11 protein-coding genes and 1 pseudogene are annotated in these 12,171 nt (G+C 59.5%); 6 read left to right on the top strand and 6 right to left on the bottom strand.

Translation table 11 applies throughout. The features are described from left to right. The first annotated feature begins 196 nt into the window (after window positions 1-196). On the top strand, window positions 197-892 hold the full coding sequence (gene ctrA / locus D8780_RS09315) for a response regulator transcription factor CtrA (RefSeq protein ID WP_121645342.1): 696 nt from the start codon (window positions 197-199) through the stop codon (window positions 890-892). A 159-nt stretch (window positions 893-1,051) separates the two neighbouring features. Here ctrA and D8780_RS09310 read toward each other — a convergent pair whose 3' ends face one another. Both D8780_RS09310 and chpT read right to left on the bottom strand, forming a co-directional pair. After that, window positions 1,052-1,456, bottom strand: coding sequence for a response regulator (locus D8780_RS09310; protein WP_121645341.1), 405 nt, complete (start codon window positions 1,454-1,456; stop codon window positions 1,052-1,054). Between the two features lie 136 nt (window positions 1,457-1,592). Beyond that, on the bottom strand, window positions 1,593-2,222 hold the full coding sequence (gene chpT / locus D8780_RS09305; RefSeq protein ID WP_121646487.1) for a histidine phosphotransferase ChpT: 630 nt from the start codon (window positions 2,220-2,222) through the stop codon (window positions 1,593-1,595). 365 nt (window positions 2,223-2,587) lie between these two features. Here chpT and D8780_RS09300 point away from each other — a divergent pair. Both D8780_RS09300 and D8780_RS09295 read left to right on the top strand, forming a co-directional pair. Continuing rightward, window positions 2,588-3,088, top strand: a pseudogene (locus tag D8780_RS09300) (DUF1134 domain-containing protein); the annotation flags it as partial. Between the two features lie 113 nt (window positions 3,089-3,201). After that, on the top strand, window positions 3,202-4,266 hold the full coding sequence (locus tag D8780_RS09295) for a coiled-coil domain-containing protein (protein WP_121645339.1): 1,065 nt from the start codon (window positions 3,202-3,204) through the stop codon (window positions 4,264-4,266). A 10-nt stretch (window positions 4,267-4,276) separates the two neighbouring features. On the opposite strand, the gene D8780_RS09290 is transcribed toward D8780_RS09295, so the two are convergent. The 3 genes from D8780_RS09290 to D8780_RS09280 form a co-directional block, all read right to left on the bottom strand. Then, window positions 4,277-5,068: a TrmH family RNA methyltransferase gene (locus tag D8780_RS09290; protein WP_199699581.1), complete on the bottom strand. Its 792-nt coding sequence runs from the start codon at window positions 5,066-5,068 to the stop codon at window positions 4,277-4,279. A 38-nt stretch (window positions 5,069-5,106) separates the two neighbouring features. Continuing rightward, on the bottom strand, window positions 5,107-5,451 hold the full coding sequence (locus D8780_RS09285) for an ArsR/SmtB family transcription factor (RefSeq protein WP_121645338.1): 345 nt from the start codon (window positions 5,449-5,451) through the stop codon (window positions 5,107-5,109). 172 nt (window positions 5,452-5,623) lie between these two features. Beyond that, window positions 5,624-7,807 (bottom strand): anthranilate synthase, encoded by a 2,184-nt coding sequence (locus tag D8780_RS09280; RefSeq protein ID WP_121645337.1) that lies wholly within the window; start codon window positions 7,805-7,807, stop codon window positions 5,624-5,626. A 527-nt stretch (window positions 7,808-8,334) separates the two neighbouring features. Between D8780_RS09280 and D8780_RS09275 the strand changes: the two genes are divergently transcribed. The 3 genes from D8780_RS09275 to D8780_RS09265 are packed head-to-tail and all read left to right on the top strand — an operon-like array spanning window position 8,335 to window position 11,298. Next, window positions 8,335-9,303: a L,D-transpeptidase family protein gene (locus tag D8780_RS09275; protein ID WP_121645336.1), complete on the top strand. Its 969-nt coding sequence runs from the start codon at window positions 8,335-8,337 to the stop codon at window positions 9,301-9,303. 5 nt (window positions 9,304-9,308) lie between these two features. Then, the gene (locus D8780_RS09270; RefSeq protein ID WP_121645335.1) at window positions 9,309-10,313 is read left to right on the top strand and encodes an extensin-like domain-containing protein; all 1,005 of its coding nucleotides are present in this window, start codon (window positions 9,309-9,311) and stop codon (window positions 10,311-10,313) included. Window positions 10,314-10,353: 40 nt separating this feature from the next. After that, window positions 10,354-11,298: a cation diffusion facilitator family transporter gene (locus D8780_RS09265; RefSeq protein ID WP_121645334.1), complete on the top strand. Its 945-nt coding sequence runs from the start codon at window positions 10,354-10,356 to the stop codon at window positions 11,296-11,298. A 7-nt stretch (window positions 11,299-11,305) separates the two neighbouring features. Here D8780_RS09265 and D8780_RS09260 read toward each other — a convergent pair whose 3' ends face one another. After that, window positions 11,306-11,905 carry a DUF998 domain-containing protein gene (locus D8780_RS09260; RefSeq protein ID WP_158598476.1) on the bottom strand — a complete coding sequence of 200 codons (600 nt, stop codon included), beginning with the start codon at window positions 11,903-11,905 and terminating at the stop codon, window positions 11,306-11,308. Window positions 11,906-12,171: the final 266 nt, after the last annotated feature.

Genomic DNA, 12,171 nt, shown 5'->3' with positions numbered 1-12,171 from the left:
CAAATCTCTTCCGTATGATCGTTTTCTGTTTGGAATCATAGTGTTGCGAAAGGGTTTTCAGAGGTTCGAGGCAGACTTGCCATCCCGATTCGGACTTTGTTAACCATCTTCGTGGCAGGCTCTACGCCAAGGCAAATCAGCCATCGCCCTTGGGCACGGCTCCAAAGACCTCGGCGGCGAAAGAGGGGAAGACTGAATGCGCGTTCTGCTCATTGAAGACGACAGTGCGGTGGCCCAGAGCATCGAGTTGATGCTCAAGTCCGAAAGCTTTTACGTCGATACGACCGATCTCGGCGAAGAAGGTGTCGATCTCGGAAAACTATACGATTACGACATTATCCTGCTGGACCTGAACCTGCCGGATATGAGCGGTTATGAAGTGTTGCGGACACTTCGCCTCTCCAAGGTCAAGACACCGATCCTGATCCTGTCCGGCATGGCCGGCATCGAAGACAAGGTGAGGGGCCTTGGTTTCGGCGCCGACGACTACATGACCAAGCCATTCCACAAGGATGAGCTTGTTGCCCGGATCCATGCGATTGTGCGTCGCTCCAAGGGTCATGCCCAGTCGGTCATCACGACGGGCGAACTGGTGGTAAACCTGGACACCAAGACGGTGGAAGTCGCCGGACAGCGGGTTCATCTCACCGCCAAGGAATACCAGATGCTTGAGTTGCTTTCGCTGCGCAAGGGCACCACGCTCACCAAGGAAATGTTCCTCAACCACCTCTATGGCGGTATGGATGAGCCGGAACTGAAGATCATCGACGTCTTCATCTGCAAGCTCCGCAAGAAGCTCGATATGGCCTCCGGCGGCCAGTCCTACATCGAGACGGTGTGGGGTCGTGGCTACGTTCTGCGTGAACCGGAAGAGGTTCGGGCGAGCGCCTGATCCAGAGGATAGCATTTATGAAAAACGCCCGGCCCTCGTGCCGGGCTTTTTTTGTGGCTTGCGGAGCCTGAATTCCAGTCTGGGAGAGGCGCGTAGTCAGCGTGCAGCGGGTGGGTCCATCCCGTCATCGCCTGGTGTCGTCTGCCGTCCGTCCAGGAGCTAGGCGGCCCGCTCTTTCTGCTTTTCGCGGCGCTGAAGGGCGAGGTCGATGTTCTTTCGAAGGGCGGCCATCATCTGTGGCCGGTCGAAGGGCTTGAGGATCCAGCCATCGGCGCCCGCGCGTTTGGCGCGCATGATCGGCACGGGATCGACCTCGACCACCATAAGGAAAACGAGGGGCATCGCGCCGCCGGTCATGGTCTGAAGACTCTGGAGAAAATCGACGCTTCTCATATCCGGCAGCCAGTCATCCAGCAGGATGATGTCCGGCCGCATCTCGCTGAAGATGCTAAGGCCAGCGCTGGCGCTATCGGCCACCTCCACTTCCATATCCTCAGTGGAGAGAATACGAGAAGCGACCTTCCGGACGACCGGAGCGTCGTCGATGATGAGGCATCGTTGCATTACCCGAATAGACCCTTACTTCTATGAGCGCGGTTGCCCAAGCCAACGCATGCGCAACCCTAACCCGCACGGGTTAAAGAAGCTGAAATGGCTCGGTTCTCATTTGAAATGAGAGTTCGGGATGCCTGATAAACGGTCAGCGGGCGGTCAGGGTAACGGTATCGCCGGTTGTCGAAATGCCGATCTGCATCTTGGCTTCCTCTGCCAGAAGTACCGTATAATAGGCCTGGATAGAGTGAGCGTTGACCGGCTCTTCGCCCACCGAGCCGCCATGCAATTCGAGGAAATGCGGGGGAACGCGGATCATGCGCCCCGTGGCGACGATCACGAATTCCGGCGCGGTCTCAAGCGCGGTCAGTGTTACTTTTATTTCACCGCCCCTCGGGATCGCGGCATTTGCGATCAGGAGAAGGTTCAGGAGAAGCTTGACCTTGTGCTTGGGCAAGAGGGCGCGTTCGCCTTCCCAAACCAGGTCGGGCTTTTCGTTGGCGATGAAGCTTTCCGCGACGGCTTTCGCATCGCCTGTATCGATCATGGAGCCTGCAGAGCCGGCTGCACCGAAAGCGATTCGTGCGAACTGCAAACGGGCGGAAGCGTTTTTTGCCGAAGCGCGGATCAGCATCATGGCGTCTTCGTCTGCGCCACCTTCATCGAGCAGTTCCAGGCCATTATTGATGGCTCCGACGGGAGAAATGATATCGTGGCAGACCTTGGAGCAAAGAAGAGCCGCCAGATCGCTCGCTGAAAGCGTGAGAACATTTGCCATGGTGTCGAAGATCCCCGTCCTGAGCCCGGCCGGCGGCGCCCTGTGCCGAATCGAGCGATATCTCATCGCGCTACGGTTACTCTGCCAACCGCGCCGGGGGCAAGCGGCCCCTATCCACAGCGCCATGCCACGCGCTTGTCTCGAAATGGCCGCAACAGTTTCACCGTCTATTAAACTTAAGACAAGGATTCTCTGCGATCTTGGCGTGAGATCGGCGCCAGCTCCGGCCAAAGGAAGGTCCGGGAGGGCGCTATGCCGACCATGTTCAGGAGTTTGCAGCGATGCCAAACCGGTTCCACACGCTCTTCATGCGGATGCTTGCATCCTTCCTGCTGACATTGCTGCTCGTCACCGGAACGGCAGTCCAGGGGCAGGCCGCCGGAAACGACTATTCGGCGCAGGAAATCGTCGACAACGGACACCGTTTCTTCGGCTCCACCTCCGGTGGGCTTGCCCAGGCGATCGAAACGATCTTTGCGCGCTATGGCCAGCCGAATGGCTATGTCCTCGGGGAAGAGGCGTCCGGCGCATTCTTCGGCGGCCTCACCTATGGCGAAGGCAAGCTCTATACGAAGAATGCCGGCGATCATTCGGTTTTCTGGCAGGGACCTTCGCTCGGCATCGATTTCGGTGGCCAAGGCTCGCGCATCATGATGCTGGTCTACAATCTCGACAGCGTCTCCTCGCTCTACACCCGTTATGGCGGCGTGGCCGGGGCGGCTTATGTCCTCGCCGGCGTCGGCATTAACGTGCTGGAGCGTGACAACGTTCTTCTCGTACCAGTGCGCACCGGCATCGGCGCCCGGCTGGGGCTCAATGTCGGCTATCTGAAGCTGACGCCCTCGCCAACCTGGAATCCTTTCTAAACGTCCTAGTCTCCGCTTTTGACGGTCGGGGCTGCACAGAACGGCTCTCTTGCGCTAAATCCTAGCCAAGAGGGCCGTTCGATTTTGCGCGCGGCTGAGAGAATGGGTTTGCTGTGATCGAATTTGGGCTGATCTTTGCTGCGGGATTCCTCGCAGCCCTTCTGCTGGCACTTCTTCTGGCACCCTTCTTCTGGCGGCGCGCCGTGACCCTGACGGGACGCCGCATAGCGGCGGCGGTTCCCACAACGGTTGCGGAAGCCAGAGCCGAGAAAGATCAGATCCGCGCCGACTACGCCATGCGTATGCGCAAACTGGAAATCGGCATGGAGCGCGCGCGCGAGAAGGTCGCGCTGACCGAGGCCGCTATCGGCCGCTTTCGCGAAGAGAACAGGCTGCTTGATGCTGAAAATAATAAGCGCGGCGAAACGGTCGATACGCTGGAAAGCGAAATCCGCGAGCTGAACCGGAATGTCGCTGAGCGTACTCAGCAGGTTGCGGAGTTGAAGAAGACCAATGGAGCGCTCGAGAAGCGTCTCGCGAAGGCCGAAGCGAGCCTTGGCAAGCTCAAGCAGTCGCTGGAGCGGTCGGAGGGGGAAAAAGACGATCTCGCCGCGGATCTGGATGTGGAGCGGGTTCGCGTCGATGCCAGCCGCAGGGAGCGCGAACGCCTCGTCGAGCGTCTGGCGCTGCAGGATGGCGAACTTCAAAATCTTCTGGACCGACTTTCCGAAAGCACAAGACAGGTCAATCGCGAACGCGAGCGCAGCGGGCTCATGACGCAGCGCTTGGAGGAATTGGGTGAGCCGGTCGACCAGTACGATTCATCGGCAGTCAGCGCCGCGGAACCGGAGGTCAGGGAGAAGGCCAGTGGGACAGCCGACCCCTTAGCGGGAAACAAGGGCAGTGACACCATTGCGTATGCGAGTGCCCTGCGTGCCGAAAACGAACTTTTGCGAAGCCAGCTTGAGCAGCTGCGCTCCATGACCGACAACTCCTCCGGTCGGGATCGGCAAATGAATGCTCTGCGCGAGGCTCTGGACCGCTTTGCCGAGGAAACGGTCGCCGCCGCCGCCGCCAGCGAAGGTCAAGACGGGACCATCAACCAGTTGCTGGCGGGTGAGCAGGATGGCCGCGGCCTGTCCGCTCGCTTTGCCAACCGTCTCTCAGGCAAGAACTGAAGGGCCGTCTTCAGGCCCTTCGACGGAAATGATGGAGCACGACGGCCGATGCCGACGCCACGTTGAGGCTGTCGAAGTCCTGCGCCATGTCGATCCGCAGCCCTTCTGTCATGGAGAACAGGTCTTCCGGTAAGCCACTTCCTTCGGCTCCGAACAGGACAGCGACCCGCGCCGGGCAGTCCATCTGGTCGAGAGTGCGCTCCGCACCCGGGCTGGTTGCGTATATGGTGTAGCCGGCGGCCTGCAGATCCGAGACCATATCGCCGGCGGTGCGTCCGTGAAGAAAGGGGATCTTGAGTGTCGCGCCGACGGAGACACGGATCGCCTTTCGATAGAGGGGATCGCAACACGTTTCGTCCAGCAAGACCGCATCCGCCCCGAAGGCAGCCGCGTTGCGGAAGAGGCCGCCCATATTGTCATGGTTGGCGATGCCGACCAGTCCCACGATGAGAGACGGACCTTCAGGGAAGGCGAGGGTCTCTTCGGTGCGGCGACGGCCGAGTGCGAGCACACCCCGGTGAATGGGAAAGCCAGCCACGGCGTCCATGATCTCGCGCCCGGCGACATAAACCGGCACGCCTTCAGGGACTTTCTGCAGGATGTCGGAGAGGCCGGACAGCCGATTTTCCAGTAGGAAGAGCGACTGAACCTCGTATCGCCCGCTGGTCAGTAGCACATTGAGCACGACCGACCCTTCGGCCACGAACAGATTTCGCCGGCCTGAAAGGTCGCGTTCGCGAATATCCCGATAATCCGCGATCGCGGGATCATCGCGGTCCGTAATGCGGATCAGGTCAACCATTCGTCAGATGTCGCGCACCGTTACGCGGGTGAGCGCGGTCAGAGAGCGCTGCAGCGCTGGTCGAGCAGCTCGAGCAGTTCCTTGGCAAGATCGGAATGAAGACGATAGTAGATCGTCTGCCCATCCCGCCTTGTCGTGACGATCTCGCGTGCGCGCAATTTAGACAAGTGCTGCGATAGAGCCGATTGCGACAGGTGAACGCATTCGGCCAGTCGGCCGACATTCATTTCTCCGCCGTGAAGAATACAGAGAATTTCCAGCCTTTTCGCGTTCGACATGGCGCCGAGAAAGGCCGCGCTCTGGTCAACTCTCGCAGGCAAAGCAGTAAAGCCCGGCGCCTGTCTGTCAGGCAGCTGCGAGAATTGTTCCGATACAAAATTCATAAGAAAGCCTCGCCCATAAGCTCCTGAGAACTTGCCAATAGGCGACCCGTCCGCAAATGCCCACTTTACGTTTGCGGTGGCCAAGTCCCCTTAATCTAGGTTTATAACCTTTTAACGTCTGACGCAATCATGCCATTGATTTGTCACAATTTGGGCAATCCACTGCGCGATTTCAGGCAGTATTGCCGCGCCGGCGGGGTAAATGCGCCACCACGTTCTCGATCATGCGCATCCCAGCGTCGCCGCCGAGGCTCATGATCGACTCGGGGTGGAACTGAACGGCGGCAACCGGCTCCTTCTTGTGCTCGATGGCCATGATTACCCCATCGTCGGTCTGGGCCGTGACCTCGAAACCCTCCGGAAGCCGCGCCAAATCCGCGAAAATAGAGTGATAGCGGCCTACCGTGACCTCATTCGGAAGCCCCGAAAAGATGGTTTTGTGGGCTTCGACACGAATGCGCGACGGCTTCCCGTGCATGGGCACATGCAAGGTGCGTAGCGAGCCGCCATAGGCTTCGGCGAGGGCCTGCAGGCCGAGGCACACACCGAAGATCGGGCGATCGGCCTGGCGCGCCATATGGATGGTCCGCTTGGTATCGAAATCTTTCGGCATACCGGGGCCTGGGGATAAAACCACAAGGTCCGGATCGACCCGTTCGAACAGCTCGTTGGGAACCGGCGCGCGGACGGTGGTCACTTCTGCGCCGGTCTGGCGGAAGTAGTTGGCCAGGGTGTGAACGAAGCTGTCCTCGTGATCGACCAGAAGAATGCGGATGCCTTCTCCGACCGGGGCAGATGCACGCTCGGCCGAGTGGGCATTCGACGTCGCCGCTTCGCGTACGGCGGCGCGCAGAGCCGAGGCCTTCAGTTCGGTTTCCGCCTCTTCTTCCTGCGGATCGGAGTCGAAGAGAAGCGTGGCGCCGGCGCGCACCTCGGCGATCCCGTCCTTGATACGGATGGTACGCAATGTCAGGCCGGTATTCATGTCGCCGTTGAAATGCACCATGCCGACAGCTCCGCCGTACCAGACGCGCGGATTTTTTTCGTGCTCCTCAATGAACCGCATGGCCCATAGCTTGGGCGCGCCGGTCACGGTGACCGCCCAGGCGTGTGAGAGAAAGCCGTCATAAGCATCCATGTCGGCCCGCAGCCGGCCTTCGATATGGTCGACCGTATGGATCAGCCGCGAATACATCTCGATCTGGCGGCGACCGACCACGCGCACCGAGCCCGGTTCGCAAACCCGGCTCTTGTCGTTCCGGTCGACATCGGAGCACATGGTGAGTTCGCTCTCGTCCTTCTTGGAATTGAGCAGTTTCAGGATCTGCTCGGCATCCTCGATCGCATCCGCGCCGCGCTTGATCGTGCCGGAGATGGGGCAAGTCTCGATGCGCCGGCCATTCACACGGACAAACATCTCCGGCGAAGCGCCGATGAGGTATTCCTGATCGCCCAGATTGATGAAGAAGGAATAGGGCGACGGATTGGTCTCTTTCAGCCGGCGGCAGATCGCGGAAGGCGGCGTCTCACATTTCTCGTAGAAGGTCTGGCCAGGCACCACTTCGAACAGGTCGCCGCGCCGGAAATGTTCCTTCGCTCCTCCCACCAACTGCGCGTATTCTCCCGGCTGATGGTCGCTGCGCGGCGGATTGGTCTCGGAGAAGCGAAACGCCTCTTCGTCATTGTCGCGGGAGAGGCCTGCCGTGCTCCATCTTTCGCTCGAAAATGTGTAATCCTGAGTCCAGGCCGAAGCGGTGTAGTGATCGACCACCAGGATTTCGTCGGGCAGATAAAGAAGCAGGTCGCGCTGATCGTCCGGGCGTGGCAGCCGCTGCTTGATCGGGTCGAACTGAAACGCCAGATCGTAGCCAAATGCACCATAGAGACCGAGATTATCGTCCTCTTCGGTGTGGAAATGATCGGAGATGGCACGCAAGACCGTGAATACGCTCGGAGCGCGGGAGCGATCTTCTTCGGTGAAGTGGCCGTCCGGCTCGTCAATTTCGATCACTGCGTGAGCATCGTCTCTCAAGGAGACAGACGCGCCTTCTGCGCTGCCTGCTAGTTCCGCCAGCATTGGCAGCATGGCCCTCCCGCGCTCGTTGAGGGCCTGGATCGTCAGTTGGCGGCTTCGTCCGGCGATGGCAATCGGCGGATCGACAATGGCGGTGTCCCAGCGGGTATAACGGCCGGGATACTCGTAATTGGATGAAAACACCGCGCCGCGCCGACGATCCAACGCATCGATCCAGCGCTCTATGGCGCCCTCATATTCGACCGCCGTCCGGCCCCGCTCGATCGTGACGCCGCCCCGCGTCTGGAACTGCTGCGATGCCGCTTTATCCGTATTCGTCATGTCGTCCTGCCTGATTTCGGCCAGGGATGCCGGGTTTCATAGCAAAAAGGCCGCCCGGACATCTCCATGGCAGCCTTTTCCAATTCTCTTCCATCAACGCATAGGAAGCGGGCCGCCTGTCAGCGGCACCACCAGTTCTCGACCTTGATGGTTCGTGTGTTCATAATATGCCTCATAATCTGCTCCCGCTCTCTTGTCCATTGCGTTTGAGAGCAGCGGCAAGTGCAAATTATTTCACATGCAAAAAGAGTCTGCTCCGCGTGGGACGAAGCAGACTCTTTCTGTGCAACCGCGTTTCGGCGCGGAGCTGGGCGGCCCTGTGCGGAGGTTTGAGGGCGGTTCCGCGGGACCCCGTTCCGGCCATGACCTGATATCCATCAACCGGACTTCCTCCATGTGCCATACAATTCGTAAAAGTGTTTTCCATGACAAATGCAACTCAGGGTTTATATCTTCACGCATGTTGTGGACGGGCAACAAAAAGGTCCGAACGGCGTTGAGCCTTCACTATTCAATTGGAGATGTTTATGGCCTTTTCCTTTCATGGATTGCTTTCCGCAGGTGCGGCTGTCGCGGTGATGACGACCCCTGCTCTTGCTGCTGATATTTCAATGAAATCCGTGAACGAGGCCCGCTATGACGGGGCGCCGCTGCCTGTTGGGCAGAGCCCCCTGACGGCGCGAATCCAGATTCTTCTGGACCGCAATGCGTCATCTCCCGGTGTGATCGACGGTTACTCTGGCGGCAATGTGGAAGATGCCTTGCGCGGTTTCGAGGAGATGAACGGCTTCACCGTTGACGGGAAGATGGACCAGGAGGTCTGGGACGCGCTTTCCGGCAAGGACAAGGCCGCGATGATGGAATACACCGTTACCGCCTCCGACCTCGACCGGATCAAGGAGAGCAATCCCGAAGATTACAAGGAAATGGCCGAGGAAGAGTGGCTCGGATTTACCTCGGCAAGCGAGGCGCTTGGCGAGAAATTCCACATGGATGTCGACTTTCTCGAGAGCCTTAATCCGGATAGCAGTTTCGAGGAGGACGATACGATCGTCGTTGCCGATCCGGGTGAGAGAAAGGACGTCGCGGTCACGCGGATTATTGCGGATAAGAGCCGTTCGCGCCTTCTGGCCTATAACGACAATGACGAGATCGTTCTCTCTTACCCCACGACGATCGGCTCGGACGATATGCCGAGCCCGTCAGGCAAGGTCGAAGTCGAGGCGGTGGCGATGGAGCCCAACTACACCTTCGATCCGAAGAACATTCCCGAGGCCGAGATCGATGAGAAGCTGTCCATTCCGCCAGGTCCGAACGGGCCGGTGGGCCTTGTCTGGATCGATCTTTCGAAGCCGACCTACGGCCTTCACGGAACGCCATATCCGGCCGAAATCGGCAAGACGGCGAGCCATGGTTGTGTTCGTCTGACGAATTGGGATGCCGTCGAACTGGCGCACGCCGTCTCACAGGGCACCACAGTCGAATTCAAGGATTGAAGTTGATGGTCATCACGTCTCGTTCGGTCGCATTGGGCTGCGGTTTTCTCGCGCTGGCTTTGCTGGTCCAACCCGAGCCTGCTTTGTCCCAGGCGACGTCGGAGACGAGCGACGTTGCCCCCCCTCTGCCATCTCCGAGGCCGGATGATGCGCCGGACGCTTCCGAGGTCGAATCCGACAGCTCGAAGAGCGACTCGGGGGAAGAGGCTCAGGACACAGAAACCGACGATGAAAGTTCGGAGGCGACGCCTCCCGTGCCCCAGGACCGTCCTTCCGGCAATCGGGATGGAGAGAACAGTTCCGAGAGCGAAGACGAGCGTTCTGACGATGCAGCTTCGGAACGAAATCCTGATAGTGATGCGCGGCAGTCGGAAGACGTCGATCTCGATGAATTTGAGAACCAGGGGCCTCTATCGCAACCGCGCGCCGACCAGCCGACCCTGCCTCTCAGCCCGAGCGACGAAAAGATTGCCGCCTGCGAAAAGGCGCTGGATCTGCTGAAGGTTTCTTACGAGGTTCTCGAACCGATTGCCGGCGATAATGAGTGCGGCGTCGCCCGGCCTTACAATGTGACCGAAATCAATGGGGTGGAGGTTAATCCGAGCACCAGCATCACCTGCGATGCCGCGCTGGCGATGGCGCGATGGGTTCGCAGTGTCGTTCAGCCCAGCGCCGCGGCTTTCGGACCCGATGTGAGGGTGTCCGCCATCAATCATGGATCGACCTATATTTGCCGCCGCCGTAACAACAAGCCGACCGGCAAATTGAGCGAACATGCGAAGGGCAAGGCGATCGACGTGATGAGCTTTTCGTTCGAGGGCCATAAGCCGCTTCCGATCGTGCCGCGCGCAGGCAAGGGAACAATGGAAGAAGCTTTCCAGCGGACAGTGCAGGCGGGAGCCTGCCTGCAGTTCACCACCGTGCTCGGCCCGGGCTCTGACGAATATCACAACGATCATCTGCATCTGGATGTCATTGAACGGAGCAGCGGCTACCGTCTCTGCCAATAAAATTCATGACCACCGAAACCGGCCGTGATAGGAGCAGGCCATGGTGGTGGGCGTCTTTCAGCGGAACAGGCCAGATGGCCAGAAACGGCCGAGCGACGCCCGGACGGTGAGGCGTCTCGCCGTTCTGTCGGTTGTCATGGCCTTTGTCGTCATGGGGCTGAAGTTTCTGGCCTGGCAATTGACCGGGTCGGTCGCGCTCTTCTCCGACGCGCTGGAATCCATCGTCAATGTGGTGGCGGCTTTCGCCGCCCTGATGGCCATTTCGATCGCCCAGAGGCCTCCGGACGAGGATCACCCTTTCGGTCACCACAAGGCAGAGTATTTCTCTGCGGTGCTGGAGGGGGTGCTGATCGCGGTCGCGGCGCTTTTGATCGCCGTTGAGGCCATTCCCATGTTTCTAAGGCCGGTGCCCGTTGAAAATTCTTCGCTCGGCATCGGCGTCAATCTGGTCGCGACGGCAGTCAATGGCGGCCTGGCCATCTTGCTTCTGCGAAAGGGCAGGGCGCTTCGCTCGCCAGCCCTGCAGGCCGACGGTCAGCACATTCTGACAGACGTCTGGACCTCCCTCGGCGTCGTGCTCGCGCTCGTCCTTGTGGCACTGACCGGCTGGCTCTGGATCGATCCGCTCGTCGCGATCCTCGTCGCCGCCAATATTCTCTATCACGGTGCAAAGGTCATCGTTTCATCGCTCAACGGCTTGATGGATCGGGCCGTTGAGCCGGATGAACAGGCGTTGATCGAAGAGTGCATCCGCGAAAATGCGATGGGCGCCATCGAGGTCCATGACATTCGCTCTCGTGTGGCGGGACCGGTCCGCTTTATCGAATTTCATCTGGTGGTCGATCGGGCGATGAGCGTTGGTGCCGCTCATGAAATTTGCGACCGGATCGAAGGGGCGATCCGACGCGCGATGAAGGGAGCGCGGGTCACCATTCACGTCGAGCCGGAAGAAAAGAGCGAACCGCACGGCCTGCCGATCACCTAGACTGCAATCAAACTTCGCCCCGTCCGCCATCTTCGTCGAGCTCTCGCTCACGGATCAGCGACCATGCGCATACCGCGACCCAGATGATCAGGATGGCCGCCAGCGTACGCTCAACGAGGCCGTCATAGCCGGTATGCATGAAGTAGAAGATCGGCGCGCCGAGGACCCAGAGTCCCGCGAGCACGGGAAAGAGAATGCCGACCAGTTTGCTATGGTCGGAGCGGCGAACGATATCTCGGCGTAACAGGAGCAGACCGCTCGGAACCAGTGCGGCCATGGCATAGACGAGCTTGTAGTGGACGACCCAGCCGCCCTGATCGAGATCGCCATACTCGTCCCACAGCGCGATAAGGAAAACGAGAATGCCCGTGAGGGCCATTGCGACGGCTCCCAGGATCCACTTCGCGCCGCTGCGCCGCGCCAGGAGCAGACCGAGGCCGGTCAGAATAGTCGCTACCGCAAATGTCTCCATCGCCTTGTCCTGCAACGGCGCGTAGCGACCGCCTGCGGCCAGATCGCTGATCGTGTCGGAGATGGGAGAATAGTTCTCTTCCAGAAAGAAACCGAGAATGAGATCGGTGCCGGCCGCGAAGATGCATCCGGCCATCGCAAACCATCCGATTGCCTTCAGCACCCATGGGCTCGCCCTTGTGGTGGTTTCATCCCGGGTATTATTGTCTGAAGCCAAAAGCTGACAAAGCTCCGATCCTGCCGCCGCCGCAACGTAATATGGTCTAACTGGGCTTGCCGGACCAAACATCTAGAGCTAGTCTTGCCGCCATGAACAGGATTTCGACCTCCTTTTCGAAGCGCGCCACGCAGCTTCTCCTTCTTCTCGGCGACCGTCGGGTCCGATAAGGGGCGCCCGGCGGT

It is taken from the genome of Notoacmeibacter ruber (genome assembly GCF_003668555.1).
In the GTDB taxonomy this organism is placed as follows: domain Bacteria; phylum Pseudomonadota; class Alphaproteobacteria; order Rhizobiales; family Rhizobiaceae; genus Notoacmeibacter; species Notoacmeibacter ruber.
The sequence above is the reverse complement of the archived record's forward strand: the minus strand, read 5'-3'. Positions and strand labels throughout refer to the sequence as shown.